This is a genomic window from Zoogloea ramigera (assembly GCF_006539865.1).
Taxonomy (GTDB): Bacteria; Pseudomonadota; Gammaproteobacteria; order Burkholderiales; family Rhodocyclaceae; genus Zoogloea; species Zoogloea ramigera.
In genome coordinates this window covers 1-18,595 of the sequence record NZ_BJNV01000057.1, presented here as the reverse complement: position 1 = coordinate 18,595, position 18,595 = coordinate 1, and the positions used below count along the sequence as shown (strand labels likewise).

At 69.0% G+C, this 18,595-nt stretch carries 17 protein-coding genes; 7 read left to right on the top strand and 10 right to left on the bottom strand.

Annotation, left to right across the window (positions count from 1 at the left end):
• The first annotated feature begins 3 nt into the window (after nt 1-3).
• The 3 genes from ZRA01_RS15165 to ZRA01_RS15155 are packed head-to-tail and all read left to right on the top strand — an operon-like array spanning nt 4 to nt 2,609.
• Nucleotides 4-540 carry a hypothetical protein gene (locus tag ZRA01_RS15165; protein ID WP_141353694.1) on the top strand — a complete coding sequence of 179 codons (537 nt, stop codon included), beginning with the start codon at nt 4-6 and terminating at the stop codon, nt 538-540.
• Nucleotides 537-1,751: a formate-dependent phosphoribosylglycinamide formyltransferase gene (gene purT / locus ZRA01_RS15160; protein WP_141353692.1), complete on the top strand. Its 1,215-nt coding sequence runs from the start codon at nt 537-539 to the stop codon at nt 1,749-1,751. Before ZRA01_RS15165 ends, purT begins: the two co-directional genes overlap by 4 nt.
• Nucleotides 1,752-1,763: 12 nt before the next feature.
• A complete protein-coding gene (locus tag ZRA01_RS15155; protein WP_141353690.1) occupies nt 1,764-2,609 on the top strand; it encodes a fumarylacetoacetate hydrolase family protein in 846 nt (281 codons plus the stop codon).
• Between the two features lie 402 nt (nt 2,610-3,011).
• Here the strand turns inward: ZRA01_RS15155 and ZRA01_RS15150 are convergent, their stop codons facing one another.
• From ZRA01_RS15150 to ZRA01_RS15130, 5 genes are all read right to left on the bottom strand, one after another.
• A complete protein-coding gene (locus tag ZRA01_RS15150; protein WP_141353687.1) occupies nt 3,012-3,680 on the bottom strand; it encodes a 2'-5' RNA ligase family protein in 669 nt (222 codons plus the stop codon).
• Nucleotides 3,681-3,724: 44 nt separating this feature from the next.
• On the bottom strand, nt 3,725-4,126 hold the full coding sequence (locus tag ZRA01_RS15145) for a hypothetical protein (RefSeq protein WP_141353685.1): 402 nt from the start codon (nt 4,124-4,126) through the stop codon (nt 3,725-3,727).
• Between the two features lie 145 nt (nt 4,127-4,271).
• On the bottom strand, nt 4,272-4,547 hold the full coding sequence (locus tag ZRA01_RS15140) for a hypothetical protein (protein WP_141353683.1): 276 nt from the start codon (nt 4,545-4,547) through the stop codon (nt 4,272-4,274).
• Between the two features lie 106 nt (nt 4,548-4,653).
• Complete coding sequence (locus ZRA01_RS15135) at nt 4,654-5,964, bottom strand: CorA family divalent cation transporter (protein ID WP_141353681.1); 1,311 nt, start codon at nt 5,962-5,964, stop codon at nt 4,654-4,656.
• Between the two features lie 60 nt (nt 5,965-6,024).
• Nucleotides 6,025-6,405, bottom strand: a complete 381-nt coding sequence (locus ZRA01_RS15130; RefSeq protein ID WP_246093689.1) for a cyclic nucleotide-binding domain-containing protein — start codon at nt 6,403-6,405, stop codon at nt 6,025-6,027.
• Nucleotides 6,406-6,533: 128 nt separating this feature from the next.
• On the opposite strand from ZRA01_RS15130, the gene ZRA01_RS15125 reads away from it, so the two are divergent.
• Nucleotides 6,534-6,737: a hypothetical protein gene (locus ZRA01_RS15125; RefSeq protein WP_141353679.1), complete on the top strand. Its 204-nt coding sequence runs from the start codon at nt 6,534-6,536 to the stop codon at nt 6,735-6,737.
• 277 nt (nt 6,738-7,014) lie between these two features.
• Here the strand turns inward: ZRA01_RS15125 and ZRA01_RS15120 are convergent, their stop codons facing one another.
• The 4 genes from ZRA01_RS15120 to ZRA01_RS15110 all read right to left on the bottom strand — a co-directional run bounded on the left by ZRA01_RS15120 (nt 7,015) and on the right by ZRA01_RS15110 (nt 10,847).
• The gene (locus ZRA01_RS15120) at nt 7,015-8,925 is read right to left on the bottom strand and encodes a methyl-accepting chemotaxis protein (protein ID WP_281279886.1); all 1,911 of its coding nucleotides are present in this window, start codon (nt 8,923-8,925) and stop codon (nt 7,015-7,017) included.
• 12 nt (nt 8,926-8,937) lie between these two features.
• Nucleotides 8,938-9,066, bottom strand: a complete 129-nt coding sequence (locus ZRA01_RS21280; RefSeq protein ID WP_281279885.1) for a hypothetical protein — start codon at nt 9,064-9,066, stop codon at nt 8,938-8,940.
• Nucleotides 9,067-9,278: 212 nt separating this feature from the next.
• The gene (locus ZRA01_RS15115; protein ID WP_141353675.1) at nt 9,279-9,884 is read right to left on the bottom strand and encodes a c-type cytochrome; all 606 of its coding nucleotides are present in this window, start codon (nt 9,882-9,884) and stop codon (nt 9,279-9,281) included.
• A 210-nt stretch (nt 9,885-10,094) separates the two neighbouring features.
• Entirely contained in the window at nt 10,095-10,847 is a 753-nt protein-coding gene (locus ZRA01_RS15110; protein ID WP_218028729.1) for a response regulator transcription factor, read from the bottom strand.
• Between the two features lie 441 nt (nt 10,848-11,288).
• On the opposite strand from ZRA01_RS15110, the gene putA reads away from it, so the two are divergent.
• Both putA and ZRA01_RS15100 read left to right on the top strand, forming a co-directional pair.
• The gene (gene putA, locus ZRA01_RS15105; protein WP_141353671.1) at nt 11,289-14,927 is read left to right on the top strand and encodes a bifunctional proline dehydrogenase/L-glutamate gamma-semialdehyde dehydrogenase PutA; all 3,639 of its coding nucleotides are present in this window, start codon (nt 11,289-11,291) and stop codon (nt 14,925-14,927) included.
• A gap of 100 nt (nt 14,928-15,027) precedes the next feature.
• The gene (locus ZRA01_RS15100) at nt 15,028-16,173 is read left to right on the top strand and encodes a glycerophosphodiester phosphodiesterase (protein WP_141353669.1); all 1,146 of its coding nucleotides are present in this window, start codon (nt 15,028-15,030) and stop codon (nt 16,171-16,173) included.
• A 79-nt stretch (nt 16,174-16,252) separates the two neighbouring features.
• On the opposite strand, the gene ZRA01_RS15095 is transcribed toward ZRA01_RS15100, so the two are convergent.
• Nucleotides 16,253-16,897, bottom strand: coding sequence for an RluA family pseudouridine synthase (locus tag ZRA01_RS15095; protein ID WP_141353667.1), 645 nt, complete (start codon nt 16,895-16,897; stop codon nt 16,253-16,255).
• A 603-nt stretch (nt 16,898-17,500) separates the two neighbouring features.
• On the opposite strand from ZRA01_RS15095, the gene ZRA01_RS15090 reads away from it, so the two are divergent.
• Nucleotides 17,501-18,496, top strand: a complete 996-nt coding sequence (locus ZRA01_RS15090) for a DNA cytosine methyltransferase (RefSeq protein ID WP_141353665.1) — start codon at nt 17,501-17,503, stop codon at nt 18,494-18,496.
• Nucleotides 18,497-18,595: the final 99 nt, after the last annotated feature.

Genomic DNA, 18,595 nt, shown 5'->3' with positions numbered 1-18,595 from the left:
CCCATGCCTGTCCGTCTCCTCGTCGCTGCATTGATTGCGTCAGTGGTGCTCGTGGCGCCTCCGGTCGGGGCAGCGCCGACCGGGCGGCTTTCGTCCTGGGAGGATTTCTACCGGATCGTCCATCCCGCGTTGGTTCGCCAGAAAGTAATCGACCCCTTGCGAGCGCTGGTGCACCTGGGCTTGCTCTGCGAGGCCCGCAGTCCTCGTGGTGTTGTCTTTCATGTAGTGGAGACGCGGGAGTTGGTCCGCGGCGGACCGAGCCCGCGCGGTGTGAATCAGCTCATTGTCCTTGACCGCAGGCTGACGGTGACCGACCGGATCGAGATCGCAACAGCCCATGGGCTTTATTGCGATGGGGCATCGATCATCCTTGATCTGCAGGTCGAATCGCCTCGTCTGGGGCGGGAGGGCAATGTCCTTCGCCTCGACGATGGCGGGCGTATCTCGACGCTTGGTGCGATCGAAGCCGCCGGGATGGCGGGAATTCGCCCGGTGCTATCATCGCGGCCTTCCCTCACACACAACCGGAGCGCTCCATGAAACTCGGTACCCCCCTTTCCCCCAGCGCCCTGCGCGTGATGCTTCTCGGCTCCGGCGAGCTGGGCAAGGAAGTCCTGATCGCCCTGCAGCGGCTGGGCGTCGAGACGATTGCCGTGGACCGCTACCCCAACGCCCCCGGCCACCAGGTGGCCCACCGCGCCCACGTGATCGCGATGACCGACGGCGCGGCGCTGCGGGCGCTGGTCGAGCAGGAGAAGCCCCACCTGATCGTGCCCGAGATCGAGGCCATCGCCACCGACATGCTGGTGCAGATCGAGGCCGAGGGCCTGGCCGAGGTGATTCCCACCGCCCGCGCCGCCCAGCTCACGATGAACCGCGAGGGCATCCGCCGCCTGGCCGCCGAAGAGCTTGGCCTTCCCACCTCGCCCTATCGTTTTGCCGACTCGCTGGCCGAGCTGCAGGCCGCCATCGACGGCAGCGACGGCGCGCCGGCGATTGGCTACCCGTGCATCGTCAAGCCGGTGATGTCGTCGTCGGGCAAGGGGCAGTCGCTGCTCAAGGGGCCGGCCGACGTGCAGAAGGCCTGGGACTACGCCGCCGCCGGCGGGCGCGTTAACCAGGGCCGGGTGATCGTCGAAGGCTTCATCGACTTCGACTACGAGATCACCCAGCTCACCGTGCGCGCCTGCGACGCCAGCGGCGCGGTGCAGACCTATTTTTGCGACCCGATCGGCCACGTGCAGGTGTCGGGCGACTACGTGGAGTCGTGGCAGCCCCAGGCCATGAGCCCGGCGGCGCTGGCCCGCTCCCGCGAGATCGCCGGGGCCGTTACCGCCAACCTGGGCGGGCGCGGGCTGTTTGGTGTCGAGCTGTTTGTGAAGGGCGACGAGGTGTGGTTCTCGGAGGTCAGCCCGCGGCCCCACGACACTGGCCTGGTCACCCTGTGCTCCCAGCGCTTCTCGGAGTTCGAGCTGCACGCCCGCGCCATCCTCGGCCTGCCGGTGGATGTGAGCCTGCGGGAGCCGGGCGCCTCGGCGGTGATCTACGGCGGCATGGAGGCCGCCGGCATCGCCTTCGAGGGCGTCGCCGAGGCGCTAACGGTGCCGCGCAGCGACATCCGCCTGTTCGGCAAGCCCGAGGCCTTCACCCGCCGCCGCATGGGCGTGGCGGTGGCCAACGGCGCCGACGTGGACGAGGCCCGCGCCCGCGCCAAGCTGGCCGCCGGCAAGGTCCGCCCGGTGCAGGGCTGAGGGAGGTTTGCCATGAAGTTGCTGCGTTATGGCCCCAAGGGCTTTGAGAAACCCGGCCTGCTGGACGCCGACGGCAACATCCGCGACCTGTCGGGCCTGCTCGACGACATCACCCCGCGCACCCTGGCGCCCGCCGCGCTGGAGGTGCTGAAGGCCATCGACCCCGCCCGCCTGCCCAAGGTGGAGGGTAGCCCGCGCCTCGGCGTGCCCTGGAACGGCACGCCCAAATACATCGCGATCGGCCTCAACTACCACGACCACGCGGTGGAGTCCGGCATGCCGGTGCCCGCCGAGCCGGTGATGTTTCCCAAGTGGACGAGCTGCCTCGCCGGCCCCGACGACGACATCGTGCCGCCGGAGGGCTTCACCCGCCTCGACTGGGAGGTGGAGCTGGGCATCGTGATCGGCAGCCAGGCCCGCAAGGTGAGCGCCGACGCGGCGCTCTCCCACGTGGCCGGCTTCTGCGTGGCCAACGATGTGTCCGAGCGCAGCTGGCAGCTCGAGAAGAGCGGCGGCCAGTGGGGCAAGGGCAAGGGCTTCGACAGCTTCGGCCCGGTCGGCCCGTGGCTGGTGACCCCCGACGAGGTGCCCGACCCGCAGAACCTCGACCTGTGGCTCGATGTGAACGGCGAGCGCATGCAGACCGGCAACAGCCGGCTGATGATCTTCTCGTGCGCCGAAGTCGTCGCCCGCTGCAGCCAGGTGATGACCTTGGAGCCGGGCGATTTGATCATCACCGGCACCCCGCCGGGGGTGGGTATGGGCTTCAAACCGCCGCGCTTCCTGAAGGCCGGCGATGTGGTCGAGCTGGGCATCAGCGGCCTCGGCCGCCAGCGCCAGCGGGTGGTCGCGGGCTGAGTGTAGTCGCCTCGACACCGCGACGCCCCTGTCGCTGCTGTAGGTGCGACTTCAGTCGCACGCGGAGTGTATCGAGGCGATGTCGGGTTACGCTGCGCTAACCCGACCTACGGAGCTGTGTGGAAGGAATATACGGTCGTGTAGAAGGAACATACGGCCGTGTGGAAGGAATATACGGTCGTGTGGAAGGAATATACGGTCGTGTAGAAGGAATATACGGTCGTGTAGAAGGAATATACGACCGTGTGGAAGGAATATACGGCTGTGTAGAAGGAATATACGGCTGTGTAGAAGGAATATACGACCGTGTAGAAGGAACATACGGCCGTGTAGAAGGAATATACGGGCGTGTGGAAGGATTACACAGGCGTGTGGATGGACTGTCCGAGCCCGCCGAGGGCTTCAGCCGAAGCCGTGGCCGAAGCGGAAGCGGCCGAGGGTCTCCAGCGGCCCGCCGATGTCGGGGGCGGCGTAGCGCATCAGGCTGACGCTGTCGATGGTGCAGCTGAGCGGCGGGCCGGCATCGAAGGCGTCCAGGCGGGGGAGCACCTCGGCGGTCGGCCAGGCGCCGGCATACAGCCCGACGGTGACGTGGGGGGTGTAGGGGCCGCCGGGCTCGGCGGTGTCGCCGGTGAGGGCGCGGCGCAGCCGGGCGATGCCGCCGCCCGCGTCATGCACCGCCAGGAAGGGCGCCGAGGTGAAGCTGGCCAGCCGGCCCACTTGCAGCGTGAAGGCCTCGACGCCGCTGGCCTCGAGGGCGGCGAGCTGGCGGGCGAGGGCCTCCGGGCCGAAGTCGTCGGCATGGCGCGGCGTGTCGCAGGGGAAGCCGCACAGGGCCAGGGTGACGTGGGCCTGCCGGCGATAGTCATCGAGGAGCAGGCCGTCGAGGTGGGCATCGGCCGCTGCCATGGCATCGCGGATCGGTGCGGTGTCCACGTCCAGCGCCCACAGGGCGTAGTGGGGCCGCCCCCGGTGCCATTCGGGGAAGTCTCGGCGCACGTTCTCGATGGTGTGGCCGGCGGTGGCGAAGGCGGCGCGGGCCCGGGTGAGGAGGGTTTCGGTGGTGTTCATCTGCAGGGCCGCCGCCGGCGGTCGGGCGTGGCGGCGGAGTGGTTTCAGCGGCCGGAGGCGGGCGGCAGGCGGTCGCACAGGCGCATCCGCGGCGCGGGCAGCGTCTTGCCCTGCGCCTTGGCGCGTTCACCCATCTGGGCGTGGTGATCCTGCATGTAGGCCAGGCATTCCTCGCGGCTCTGGAAGCTGCGCAGGCGGTTCTGGTGGGCGGCCCGTTCTTCCGGGGTCATCAGCCCGTAGCCCGGGCTGTTGCGGCGGCTCATCCGCCAGCCGCAGTTGGGCTGGGCCGGGTCGGCCTGCATGCAGTGCCCGGGGCCCATGCCGGCGCCCGGCCCCATGCCGCGGCCGGCGCCGGGCGCTGCCTCGGGGCTCGCCTGGGCCCATGCGGAACCCGCCAGCAGCAGGCTGGCCAGCGCCAGCGCAAAACGCCCTTGCTTCGATTTCATCGTCTTCTCCCTATCAGTGCAGGCCGCTGGCGGCTCACCGCACCCGGCCTGCGGGGCTGGGCGGCGGCCGGAGTATATCCACCTGACTGAATATTAGACCTGTGCGGATGCCGGGCAAGCCGGTGTTTGCGGGCCGGCGGCCGCGTCAGCGCGGCGGGTTGTCGGCCTCGCGGCCCATGTCCTCGCGCCAGCATTCGCGGCTTGGGTCGGTGGCCGGGGGAAGGCCCAGCCCCTGGCTGGCGAGGCGGGCCAGGCGGGAGGCCTGGCTCGTGTGGGCGATCCAGACGAGAACACAACTGAGTGCCCCCAGGGCCAGGCTCCGCCCAGCCCGCCCCCCGAGGGGAGCAAGAAAACGTGGAGCGGCCCTGTGTTTCCTTGAGAGCCCGGCGGGGGCGCCGGTTTCCCTGGGCATGTGCGACATGGCTGGATTCTCCGGGTGGTGGGCGCGTTGAAGTACGCTGGCATCCAGTATTACGCAGTCGCGTTACAGATTGAAGTCGGTCGCGTGGCGGCGCGCCCGGGCGGGCCTAGGCGAGCCGCGCGCTGCCCTTTTTTGCTTTGCGCGCCTCGACGTGCTTCAAGCCGACATAGGTGCCCCAGCCCACCAGGCCCATGCTGAGGATGAGGGCGCCGTAGGCCAGCGGCCAGGGGATGCCGCTGGTCATCATCGAGAACTCGGACATGCCACCGACGCCCGCCAGGATGTTGATGGGCATGAACACCACCCCGAACACGGTGAGCTGCGAGACGCGGCGGTTCTGGTTGATGTTGATGAAGCCGATGGTGGCATCCATCAAAAAGTTGATCTTGTCGAACAGGAAGGCGGTGTGGTTGTTGAGGGATTCGATGTCGCGCAGGATCTGGCGGGCGTCGTCGAGGGGCGCCTCGGCCAGCACCTTGCAGCGCATCAGAAACGAGATGGCGCGCTGGGTGTCGAGGATGTTGCTGCGGATGCGGCCGTTGAGGTCTTCCTCGTCGGCGATGGTGGCGAGCATCGAGGCGGCCTCCTCGTCGCTCAGGCTCTCGCCGAGCACCTTGCGGCCAACCTGCCCGATGGCGGCGTAGATGCCTTCCAGCGAGTCGGCCGAATATTCCACGTCGGCGCCGTAGAGGTCCACCAGCAGGCCGCCGCAGTCGCCCACCTGGCCGGGCTGGGTGGTGGCGCGGCGGCGCTGCAGGCGGAAGGCCGGCAGCTCCTCGTTGCGCAGCGAGAACAGCACGCCGCCGCGCAGGATGAACACCACCGGCACGCTGCGGGCCTCGCCGGCCCGGTCGAGGAGGAAGTTGGAGTGCAGGCGGATCTCGCCGTGCTCCTCGCGGATGAAGCGGGAGCTGACCTCCAGGTCGGTGGCCTCGCCCGGCGCGGGCAGCGTGAGGCCGAAGCGCTCGCCCACGTATTGCCGCTCGCTCGGGGTGGCGTCGAGCAGGTCTATCCACAGCGGGTTGACGGCGGCGAGGTCGCGGCGGCAGGTGATCGGCACCTGGCAGAGTCGCCCGTCCCGCACCTCGAAGGCGTTGATGCGGGCCTGGGCGAGGCCCGGCTCGCGGCCGCCGGCGAGGTGCTCGCGGAGCGGCTCGGAGACTTCCCACAGCACGTCGTTCTCGCGGGTTTCGGGGAGCTGCTGCCACAGGGCCCGGGCGTCGCCCGGGGACAGCGCCTCGAGGATGTTGCCGATCTCGCGGCTGCTCAGCCGGTGCAGCAGGTTCTGGATTTCGGCCAGGTGGGTGCGGTGCACCATGGTCTCGACGAGCTGCTGCCGGGGCATGCTCTGGCTATGCACCATGCCTTCCACGAGGCGCTGTTTGCGCAGGAGCTCGGTGATCTTTTCGAGGGACATTCGCTTGGCGGCAGCCAGGGCAGGCTGGAGAGGAAGACGGGGCAGGCCGCCCCGGAGGGCTCAGCCCTGCGGCGTGGCGGGGAGGCGGCGGGCCAGGCTGCGCATGACCTCCAGCGCGAAGGCTGGGTTGTCGCGGACGATGTCCTGAAAGCTGCGGGCGTCGACGGCGACGAATTCGCAGTCCTGCCGTGCTTTTACGGTGGCAGGCCGTGGGCCCGGCGCGACGAGGGAGAGTTCACCCACGATGGCGCCGGGGCCGAGGGGCTCGACGGCCCGCGCCGGAGACGAGATTTCGGCGCTGCCGTGGGTGAGGATGTACATGGTGTCACCGGCATCACCCTCCTCGAAGAGGGCGCAACCGGCGGGGACGTGATGGATCTTGCCCGGCATGAAGTGGCTTGCCAGGGGCGGGTCAGGCTTCAGGAGGCTGAGTATCCACATGCGCCCGAAGCTAGCACTTTAGTGTGACAAAACCGTTACAAAACAAGGAGAAAGAATTTTTACGGGGGGCCTTGTGCCGTTAGGCGGGGTGTATCATGGAGGCTCCGTTGATTCAGAGGATGACCCGAATGAACGCCGAACTCGCCTATCGTTTCTGCGTCCGGGAGAAGCTTGCTGCGGAGCAGGTTTCCAGGTCCCGGCCGCTGTTCATCACCCACGAGCACATGCTTGAAGCCGACGCGGCGGACCGCTACGAGGTCGTCGAGCGCCTCGAGCACACGGCGCTGAGCCTGGACGATCCGTCCTTCCGCCTCGACTACTACGCCCTCTAGCGGCCTGACCGCCTGTTGATCCCCTCAACAGGCTGCCGGGGCCGCCCGGCCGGTCTTCATGGCCGTTGCGACCGGGCGCCGAGGGCGCGCGGCAGCGGGCGCATCCCGGCCTGATGGGTTTTCATCAGCCCCAGGATGTTGTCGAGCACCCGCGAGGCGCCGCGGGCCCCTGGCCGGCCTGGATCGGCGGCGCTTGAGGTGTGGTGCCAGCGCTTAAAGCCGCGGCGCAAGCGCTTCGAGCTGCGGCGCTAGCGCTTCAAGCTGCGGCGCAAGCGCCTCAGGCCGCGACGCTGAAGCGGGCGACGGATTCCGCCATGCGGCTGGCCAGCTGTTCGAGCCTGGCGGCGGCCTGGAAGGCCTCCTGGGAGGCCGCGTCGTTCTGCTCCGACAGGCGGCTGATGCGCTCCACCTCCTCGCCGATGGCGTTGCCGGCGCTGGCCTGCTCGGCGAGGGCGTTCGACATGTCACTGGCGAGGGCCGCAACGCTGCTCGCGCCCGACTCGATGGCGGCCATCCGGGCGCCCGAATCCTCGACCTTGACGACGCCTTCACCCACCCGGCCACGGGCCGCGTGCATGCCGGCGATGGCTTCGCCGGCGCCGCTCTGGATGCTGTCTACGACCCGCGAGATCTCCTGGGTGGAGGCGGCCGTGCGCTCGGCCAGCTTGCGCACTTCGTCGGCCACCACCGCGAAGCCGCGGCCCTGCTCGCCGGCCCGGGCGGCTTCGATGGCGGCGTTGAGCGCCAGCAGGTTGGTCTGGTCGGCCACCTCGCGGATCACCGAGACCACCGACGAGATCTGCCGCGAGGCCTCGCCCAGGTGCTTGATCTGGCCTGCGGCGTCGGCCACCGCCTGCTCGATGTTGGCCATCTGGCTGACCGCGGCGCCGGAGGCCTCGCGGCCCTGGCTGGCGAGCTCGCGGGTCTCGCGAACGCTCGAGTCGGTGCTGCGGGCGTTGTCGCTCAGGATGTTGATGCTGACCGCCAGCTCTTCGACGCCGGCGGCCATCGCACTGGCGGCGTTGCTCTGGGTGGCGGCGTTGTCGGCGAGGGCGCGGGAGACCTGGGACAGGGCGGCAGCGGTGCCCTCGACCTCGCGGGACTGCTGGCGCAGCTCGCCGATCAGCTGGCCCATGCTGGCGGTGCTGGCGTCGATGCTGCGGGCGATGATGTCCAGCTCGTTGCGGGTCGGGCCGGTGTCGTTGCCACGACCGATGCGCGCCTGCAGGTCGCCGGCCCCGATGCGCTCAAGGGCCTGGACGATTTTGCGCACCGGCCGCAGCTGGCGGGTGATGAAGGCATACAGCAGCGCCGCGAGCAGCAGCGCGGCGACGCCCGAGGCCAGCAGGATCATGTTGCGCAGGGCCGCGCTGCCGGCGGTGAAGTCGGTAACATAGCCGCCGCAGGCCACCACCAGGCCGCCGAGGCTGTCGGTCTGCTCGAAGAGGGCCAGCTTTTCCCGGGTGGTGCCGTCCGGGTCTTGCCAGGGGTAGGTGATGCTGCCGGCGGGCATGGCCATCATCTTTTCCATCAGCAGCTCGCCGTTGGCATCCTTCAGGTCTTTGGAGTCCTTGCCGGCGAACTGAGGGTGGAAGAGCATCACGCCGCGCTCCTTGCCCTGGGAATGGAACACGTAGGCGTAGCCGTGGGTGCCGAACTTGAGCTCGTCGATGGTGCTCTTCAGGCTGGCGAAGACCGATGTGAGGTCGAAGCCCACGAACAGCACGCCCACCACCTTGCCGTCGCGGTCGCGGGCCGGCACGTATTTGGTCATGTAGTGCCGGCCGAAGAGCTTGGCGTTGCCCAGGTAAGAGTCGCCGGCGAGGAGCCGGGCGCGCGCCGGGTGATCGGCGCCGAGGCGGGTGCCGATGGCGCGCTCGCCCTTGTCGGTCTTCAGGGAGGTGCTCACCCGGATGAAGTCGTCCCCCTGGCGGACGAAGATCGTCGCCACGCCGCCGGTGTTGCGGGTCAGCTCGTCCACCGCGGTGAAGTCGAGGTTGAGCGCCTTGCCCCGGTATTCGAGGGTCGGCGCCTCGAGCGCGCCCACCTGGACGGAGCGATCGGCCACCAGCGTGAAGGGCTCGGGGAATTGCGAGATGAACAGCGTCGTGACCTTGTCGGTGAGGCCCACGCTGATCTCATGGGTGGTGTCCAGCATCTTGCGTACGCTGTGCACCTGCTGTTTCAGGTCCTGGCTGACCTAGTCCAGGCTCATCCGGTAGGTGTAGGCCGACACGAACAGGGCCAGGCCCAGGATGACCAGGCTGACCATCGCCAGCGTCACGCCGACAAACTGGTGGCTGAGGGAAAGACGGCTGATGGCTTTCATGGCATGACTCTCACGGGAGATGGCAACAGATGGGCGCGGGCCGATAGACAACGGCGATTACCTGTGTTGCCGGCATCGTTTTTGTTGTCTTTAGTGTTTTTATTCGTTGCAGGTTTGTCCGCGCTGGATTGCGCAACCTGCCACGCCGTCTGCCGATTCAGGTGCAGTACATGCCAGGGGGTGCAGCCGGCCGCCCCCTGGCCGGGCGGTGCTTACTCGAGGGTCGAGATGTAGCTGGCGACGGCCTTGACCTCGAGCTCGGTGAGCCGCGAGGCGATGGAGTGCATCACCGCGTTGTCGTTGTTGCGCTCGCGGGTGTTGAACTGCTTGAGCTGGTTCTCGAGGTAGAGGGCCTGCTGGCCGGCCAGGCGCGGCAGCTGTGGCGTGCCGTGGCCCTTGGGGCCGTGGCAGGAGACGCAGGCGGCCACGCCGGAGAAGGTGTTGCCCTTGGTGAAGATGTAACGGCCGACGCCGGCGAGGTCGGCGTCGGTGGTCTCGCTGCGGGTGGCGGGTTTCTTCTGGAAGAAGGCGCCGAGCTCTTTCATCTCGTCGGCACTGAGGTCGGCGGCCATGCCCGACATGGTGTCGCTCTTGCGGCGGCCGCTCTTGAAGTCGGCGAGCTGTTTGGCGATGTAATCGGCGTGCTGGCCGGCGAGGCGCGGGTACAGCGCCGACGCGGCCTCGCCCTCCATGCCGTGGCACAGGAAGCAGCGCCCGCCGACGATCTCCTCGGCGCGCTTGAGGTCGGCGGCGTGGGTGGGCAGGGCCAGCAGCGCGAGGGCGGTGCCGGCGAGCAGGGTTGCCAAACGGTTCTTCATGATGTCTCCCTCTTTGGTGTGTTTGCGTCGGAAACCTTGCCTGCCCGGCAGGGCGGGCAGGCAAGTCCCGGCGATCTCTTGATCTCCATAAGAATATAAGGGTTTTTTAATCAATCCCCAAGATGGGCGGGATTTGCCCTGCGGCGAGGCTGCCGCCAGCGGCAAGGGCAGCCGGAGGACGGGCCTGACGCAAGCCCCTGCTGCCAGCCCTTATTCCTGCCCCGGGCGGTCGCGGCGGAAGGCGCTGGGCGACATGCCGAAGCGTTCGCGGAAGGCGGTGGCGAAGTTGGCGCCGCTGGTGAAGCCGACCTCGAGGGCGATCGCCTGGATGTCGAGGGAGGTGCTGGCCAGCAGGTGCCGGGCCTCTTTCATCCGCTCCTCGCGCAGGAACTCGAAGATCGTGACGCCGACGCACTTCTTGAAGGCCTCCGACAGCCGGCGCTGGCTGGTGCCGGTGCTCTGGGCGAGCTGGGCCAGATCGGGCGGGCTGTCGAGGCGGGACATCAGCTGCTTGCGGGCGGATTCGAACAGGTTGCGGTCGAGCCGGGATTGTTGCTGGGCGAGGTCGGCGGTGGGCTCGGGCGGGCGCAGGGTTTTCAGGTGGATCACCAGGCGCAGGCGCACCTCTTCGAAGTCGAAGGGCTTGATGATGTAATCCACGGCCCCGGCGCGCAGGCCCTCGACCCGCTCCTCGGGGCTGGCGGCGGCGGTCAGGAAGATCACCGGGATGTCGCGGGTGCGGGCGTCGTCGCCAAGCAGCCGGCACGCGGTGAGCCCGTCACAGCCGGGCATGCGCACGTCCATCAGGATGATGTCGGGCTGCACGGCGACAGCCTTCTGGAAGGCGTCCTGGCCATCCACGCCGACATAGACACGGCAGCCCTGGCGCTGCAGGTAGTGAGTGAGCAGGTAGCGATCGGAGTCCACATCGTCCACGACGAGAATGCGGGCTCCGTTCAGCACACCGGGATGAGTCGATGGCATGTTCGATAGGTGAAGCGGTACGAGGATGCTGGTGTCGCGGGAGGCGAGCGCGCGATGCGCTGGCCGTGGCGCCGGAGCCGAAAAAAGATCTGCCCTGCGGAGCGCAATGTTAAAGCCCACGATTTCAGCATGGGGAAGTATTAAATGTTGAAAACAAGTATGAACTGCCGCGCCCCCGGGCCGCAGCCCCATGGGCCGGGTGCGGCACCATGTCGCGCCTGTCGGGGCGCGGCTCCGAAACCGGGGCGAGGGCCGTGGCCGCGCCTGCTCGCACAGGGGTGATTCCGCACGGCCTGGCGCCGGTGGCGGCCTCGGTGGCGGCCTTGGTGGTGGCGATGGGTGTCGCATCCTTGAACCCCGGCCAGCGCCGCTTGTCTCTCAAAATGTGCATCACAACCGCATTTCACGGAGGCGTCCTCCATGACAGCCCGCACCGCCCTCGAGGCCGCCCTGCACGACCACCGGCAGGCCATCTCCCGCCACTGCCGGGCGGACGAAGCCCAGGTCGTCGCGACCCTGGTGAGCGAGTTCCAGATGCTGCGGCCCGATCCGGCCGCCGTCGAAGCCCGCGCCCGCTTGCTGGTGCAATCCGTGCGAGCCCGGCGCCGGGGCGCCAGCGGTGTGGACAAGCTGATGCACGAGTTCTCCCTGTCGAGCCAGGAGGGCGTCGCCCTGATGTGCCTTGCCGAGGCCCTGCTGCGCATCCCCGACCGCGCCACCGTCGACCGCCTGATCCGCGACAAGCTGGCCCGGGGCGACTGGTGCGGCCACCCCGGCCACAGCGATTCTTTGTTCGTGAATGCCGCCACCTGGGGGCTGATGATCACCGGCGCCCTGGTGAGCACCCACCCGGAGACTTCGCTGGGCCATACCCTCAGCCGGCTGCTCACCCGCGGTGGCGAGCCGCTGATCCGCCGCGGGGTGGAGTTTGCGATGGGCCTGCTGGGCCAGCAGTTCGTGATGGGCGAGACCATCGCCGAGGCGCTGGAACGCAGCGAGGCCAACATCGCCAGGGGCTACACCCACTCCTTCGACATGCTGGGCGAGGCGGCGCTGACCACGGCCGACGCCATCCGCTACTTCGGGTCGTATCAAAGCGCGATCCACGCCATCGGCTGTTCGGGCAGCGCTGGCGTGGTGGCCGGGCCGGGCATCTCGGTGAAGCTGTCGGCGCTTCACCCGCGTTACAGCCGGGCCCAGCGGGAGCGGGTGCTGGCCGAGCTCTACCCGCGTCTGCTGGCCCTGGCCCGGCTGGCCTGCGACTACCGGATCGGCTTCAACATCGACGCCGAAGAGGCCGAGCGGCTGGAACTCTCCCTCGATCTCGTCGAGCGGCTCGCCGCCGAGCCCGCGCTGGCCGGCTGGGACGGCCTGGGCGTGGTGGTGCAGGCCTACCAGAAGCGCGCCCCGTGGGTCATCGACTACCTGGCGCAGCTGGCCCGCCTGGCCGGCCGCCGCCTCATGGTGCGGCTGGTGAAGGGCGCCTACTGGGACAGCGAGATCAAGCGCGCCCAGGTGGACGGCCAGGCCGGCTACCCGGTGTTCACCCGCAAGCCGCACACCGACCTCTGCTACCTGGCCTGCGCCGCCCGCCTGCTGGCCGCCGCCGACGTGATCTACCCCCAGTTCGCCACCCACAACGCCCAGACCCTCGCCAGCGTCGAGCAGATGGCGGCCGAGCGGGGCGTGGCCAATTATGAGTTCCAGTGCCTGCACGGCATGGGCGAGCCGCTCTACGACAACGTGGTGGCCCCGGGCGAGGGCGGCCGGCGTTGCCGCATCTACGCCCCGGTGGGCCGCCACGAGACACTGCTGCCCTACCTGGTGCGGCGTCTGCTGGAGAACGGCGCCAACAGCTCATTTGTGAACCGCATCGTCGACGAGACGGTGGCGGAGCGCGACCTGCTGGCCGAACCGCTGGAGCTGGTGCTGCAGGCCGGCGGCCAGCCCCACCCGGCGATCCCGCTGCCGCGCGCGCTGTACGGCGCCGGGCGGGCCAACTCGGCGGGGCTGGATCTCGCCGACGCGCCCACGCTGGCCTGGCTGTCTAAAGAGCTCCAGCGCCTCGCCCGGGTCGAATGGCAGGCCGGCCCGCTGCTGGCGACGGGGGCCGCCGACATCGGCCCGTGTTTCGACGTCCGCAACCCGGCCGCCCGGCGCGACCGGGTCGGGCGGGTGGTGTGCGCCTCGCCCGCCGACATCGACCGGGCCGTCAGCGCGGCGCTCGATGCGGCCGACGCCTGGGCCGCCCGGCCGGCAGCCGAGCGCGCCGGGCTGCTGCGCAACGCGGCCGACGCGCTGGAGGCGGCCACGCCCGAGCTCATCAGCCTGTGCATCCGCGAGGCCGGCAAGACCTGGCCCAACGCGGTGGCCGAGGTCCGCGAGGCGGTGGATTTCTGCCGCTATTACGCGGCCAGTGCCGAGAGCCTGCCGCCGCCGCCCGCGCCGCCGGGGCCGGTGGCCTGCATCAGCCCGTGGAACTTCCCGCTGGCGATCTTCGTCGGCGAGGTGGCCGCGGCGCTGGCGGCCGGCAGCCCGGTGCTGGCCAAGCCCGCCGAGCAGACGCCGCTGATCGCCGCCCGGGCGCTGCGCCTGTTCCACGCGGCGGGTGTGCCGCCGGCGGTGCTGCAGCTACTGCCCGGCGCCGGCGAGACGGTGGGCGCGGCGCTGGTGGCCGACCCGCGGGTATGCGGGGTGATCTTCACCGGCTCCACCGAGGTCGCCCGCCACATCCACCGCAGCCTGGCCACCCGCCCGGCTGGCCGGCCGCAGCCGCGCCTGATCGCCGAGACCGGCGGCCAGAACGCGATGATCGTCGACTCGTCGGCGCTGGCCGAGCAGGTGGTGCAGGACGTCATCGCCTCCGGCTTCGACAGCGCCGGCCAGCGCTGCTCGGCGCTGCGCGTGCTGTGCCTGCAGGACGACATCGCCGGGCGGGTGCTGGGCATGCTTGAGGCGGCGATGGGCGAGCTCGCCATCGGCAACCCGGCCCATCTCGCCACCGATGTGGGCCCGGTGATAGACGAGGCCGCCCGCGCCGGGCTGCTGGCCCACATCGAGCAGATGCGCGCGGCCGGCTATCGGGTGGTCCAGTGCGCGCTGCCGGGCGAGGCTGAGGTGGGCTGCTTCGTGCCGCCGACGCTGATCGAGATCGACAGCCTGGCGGTGCTCCAGGGGGAAGTCTTCGGCCCTGTCGTGCATGTGCTGCGCTACGCCGCCACCGGGCTGGACGCGCTGGTGGAGGCCATCAACGCCACCGGCTACGGGCTCACCTTCGGCATGCACAGCCGCATCGACGAGTGCATCGAGGCGGTGAGCCGGCGTATCCGCGCGGGCAATATGTATGTGAACCGCAACATGGTGGGCGCGGTGGTGGGTGTGCAGCCCTTTGGCGGCGAGGGCCTGTCGGGCACCGGGCCCAAGGCCGGCGGCCCGTTGTATCTGGTGCATCTGCTCGGCCTGACCAACCCGCCACCCGAGCGCCTGGGGCTAGTGCGCCGGCCCGGGGGCGACGTGTTGCCGGCAGCCTTCGATGCGCTCGAAGCCTGGGCCGCGGCCCCGGGCCGGGAGGCGCTCGCCGAGGCGTGCCGGGCTTACCGGGCGGCAACCCTGCTCGGCTGGGAAGCCCGGCTCCCCGGGCCCACCGGCGAGACGAACCGGCTGTCTTTTGCGCCCCGCGGCGAAGTGCTGTGCCGGGCGGGCGACGAGGCGGCCCTGCTGGAGCAGCTGGCCGCTGCGCTGGCCTGCGGCAACACGCCGGTGCTCGATGCCGGCGTCCGGCTTCCCGTGGGGCTGCCGGCGGAGGTGGCGGGGCGCGTGCAGCGCCTGGCGCCGGGCGAAACCCGCGCCGTGGCGGCGGTGCTGGCCGCGGGTGACGACGGGCGGCTCGCTGCCATCCGGCGCGAGGCCGCGGCGGCGGGCGGGGCCCTGCAGCCGGTGATCGGCGCCGATCCGCTCACTGAGCGCTATCCGCTGCATCGCCTGTGCGTTGAGCGGGTGATGACGGTGAACACCACCGCGGCGGGGGGCAACACGTCGCTGATGACGCTCACCGGCTAGGGGCCGCTGCGGCCCGTTCATGCTTCCGTAATCGGCGGGGGATAGATTGCAGCGCCGCCCCTGGCGCCTTGCATCATTCCCCACTTACGGAACCCTGGCCATGAAGATCAAGACCCTCGCCCTCGTGCTGTCCGCCGCCTTCCTGCAGGCCTGCGGAGGCAGCGACGACAGCCCCCGCTTCAAGACGCTGACCGGCGCCGAGCCGCTGGTGATCGCCCACCGCGGCGCCTCGGGCATCCTGCCGGAGCACACCCTCAAAGCCTACAAGGCGGCCATCGAGCAGGGCGCCGACTTCATCGAGCCCGACCTCGTGCTGACCCAGGACGGCGTGATGATCGACCGCCACGAGCCCATGCTCGACGGCACGACCGATGTGGCGAGCAAGTTCCCGGCCTCGCGGATGCGCACCCGCGACGTGGATGGCGTGCCCACCACCGCCTACTTCGCCAGCGACTTCACGCTGGCCGAGATCAAGACCCTGCGCGCCGTGCAGCCCCGGGCGAACCGCCCCCAGGCCTACAACGGCCTCTACGAGATCCCGACCCTCGACGAAGTCATCGCCCTCGCCAAGGCCGAAGGCACCAAGCGCGGCAAGAGCGTGGGCATCTACCCGGAGATCAAGCACTCCACCTACCATGCCACCACGGTGGGTTTTGGGGCCAGGGTGTTCGAGGACAAGCTGGTCGCCACGCTCCACGCCGCTTACGGCAACGTGGCGAGCGTGCCGGTGTTCATCCAGTCCTTCGAGGTGTCCAACCTGCAGTATCTCAACACGCAGACCAACATCAGGCTGGTGCAGCTGATCGACGCCGACGACGTGAAGGACGACGGCAGCATGTCGCTGGTGGCGCCCTATCACAAGCCCTACGACTTCGTGGTGAGCAACGACAGCCGCAGCTTTGCCGACCTGCTCACCTCGTCCGGGCTGGATTTCATCAAGACCTACGCCGACGCCGTCGGCCCCTGGAAGCCCTACCTCGTGAAGACCGTCAATGACGGCGTCGAACGCACCGGCGACGCCACCCTCACGATCAACGACCGCCGCGTGGACGGCAGCACCGGCGTCATCGAGATGGCCCACCGGAAGGGGCTGCTGGTGCACACCTGGACTTTCCGCGACGACGCCAGCGGCTACGGCTTCAAGGACCCGCAGGCTGAGATGCAGTACTACATGAGCCTGGGTATCGACGGGGTGTTCACCGACTTCACCGCCACCGGCGTCGCCGCTCGCGCGGGCCTGCGCTGATCCTCTCCAGGAAACGCAGGTCTGCCCCAGGTTTGGCTTGCCCCCACGGGGGGCGGGGCGGCGCCCGGGCCTGGGCGGCTCAGAACGGCACCGCGCTCTCGAAGCACGCCGGCACCCGCGTCTGCGGGTGGATCAGCGCCAGGCGGGCGGCGTGGAGGTACATGCGCGGGTGGCGTGCCGCGCTGTCGGGCGGCGCGTACAGCGGGTCGCCGACGATGGGGTGGCCGATCGACATCAGGTGCACCCGCAGCTGATGGGTGCGCCCGGTGACGGGCTTCAGTTCGAGCCGGGTGACCGCCGCTTCGCCCTCGCCGCTGCGTGAGAGCACTCGCCAGCGGGTGAGGGCGCGGCGGCCGGCCGCCAGGTCCACCCGCTGACGCGGGTTGTTGTGCGGGTCGGCGGCGAGGGGTAGGGCGATCTCGCCGCTGTCGGTGGCCAGGTGGCCGTGCACCAGTGCGCAGTACTGCTTGCCGATGACGCGCTGCTCGAAGGCCAGGTTGAGCCGCCGCAGCATCTCGGGGCCGCGGGCAAACAGCACCAGCCCGGAGGTGGCCATGTCGAGCCGGTGCACCAGGCGGGCGTCGGCGTAAAGCGCCTGGATGCGGTTCTCGAGGCTGTCCTGGCGTTCCTCGCCCCGGGCCGGCATCGACAGCAGGCCGGCCGGCTTGACGGTGACGATCAGCGCGTCGTCGACGTGGAGGATTGCGGGGGTGAGGTGGGGCATGGCGGAGCTTGGCGGCGATGGGGAAGCAGCCCGGTCGTGCAGCGGGGCAAACACCCGTCCGGGCACGCGATTGTATGATGGCGCCCCGAAAGCTGCCGAGAAACGCCAGCAAACCGCCAACCCTGCCGCCCCATGCCTGCAGAAAATCTGATATCGATCGAGACCGGAATGCGTCAGAGGATGCTCCTGCTGCCGTGCCGCAACTCCCTCTCGAACTACCACCTCAGTCCGATGTCGCCGGTGCGCCCTTCGGAACGAGCCTGCAGCGCTTCCCGCGGCCGGCGCGGATGGCCGCCACCAGCAGCGTGACGCTGATCTGCATCAACGGCGACGACAACCAAAACCCGGCTCGCCGATGCCTTCGCCCAGGCCCCGAACCGTTCGGCAGGGGGGCTAATACGGTGGGGATGGAGAGCGCGCAGCTGTATGTGGCTAATAAATTTAATCCATATAAGGCTAATTTGTGCAATGATCCGGTCGTGCCCGGTGAGCGGGCATGGCTGTGGATCGGTCGGCGTACTTGAAAGTGTTGCGGTGGGTGTGCAGACGTCCGCACTGACCAACGGCTTCACCGCGGGTACAATCCAACCGGGAGATTTTTGCATGAAGATTGAAGCTGTAGATCTGTTCTGTGGTGTCGGGGGGCTGACGTGCGGGCTACGTCAGGCGGGGATAGCCGTCCTGGCTGGGTACGACATCGACCCGGCGTGCACATACCCGTACGAAGAGAACAACAAAGCCAGCTTCCAACTGAAGAGCGTCAGCGAGGTGACCGGCGAGGAGATCGCCAAGTGGTACTCGCCCGGCGCGATCCGGCTGTTGGCCGGCTGCGCCCCCTGTCAGCCGTTCTCGACCCTGGCGAACACCCGTGACGAGAAGGACGAAGCCAAGTGGGGGCTCCTGGGCGAGTTCGCCAGGCTGGTCCGCGAACTGAAGCCCGAGCTGGTGACGATGGAAAACGTGCCACGTGTGACCAACCACGCGCCGTATCGGCAGTTCCTCGAAACCCTCCGTGAGCTCGAATACGAGGTGGACGCCAAGCGCGTGCGGTGCGCCGACTACGGCATCCCGCAGGAGCGCCGCCGCTTCGTGCTGGTGGCATCGCGCATGGGCCCCATCAAACTCCGCAAGCCGGCCGAGGGCGAGTATCGAACTGTCCGTGATGCCATCCAGCACCTTCCCCCGTTGGCCGCCGGAGAGACCGACAGGAACGATCGATTGCACAAGGCGCGCAGCCTGACCCCCATCAACCTGGAGCGTATCCGTGCATCGAAGCCCGGCGGCACGTGGGAGGATTGGCCGCAGGAGCTGCGCGCCCCCTGCCACCGCGCTGCGACGGGGGCATCGTTCCGCAGCGTCTATGCCCGCATGACCTGGGACCGGCCCGCGCCGACGATGACGACGCAGTGCTTCAACTTCGGTACTGGCCGTTTTGGGCATCCGGAGCAGGACAGAGCCATATCCTTGCGAGAAGCTGCTATCCTTCAGTCATTTCCTGACGACTATCGATTCTCGAGACCTGGAGACAAGGTTTTCTTTTCGAGCGTTGGCAGGATGGTGGGAAATGCGGTCCCCCCAGGGCCAATGCTCCCAACTTAAGCTCCCTTATATGCCAAATGCTGATGCGGCTTGACGCGTCGTGGTCTGGGGTAACTTCGCTCGGGTTGAACGCGGCAGTGATTGCATGCGATGGCGTCG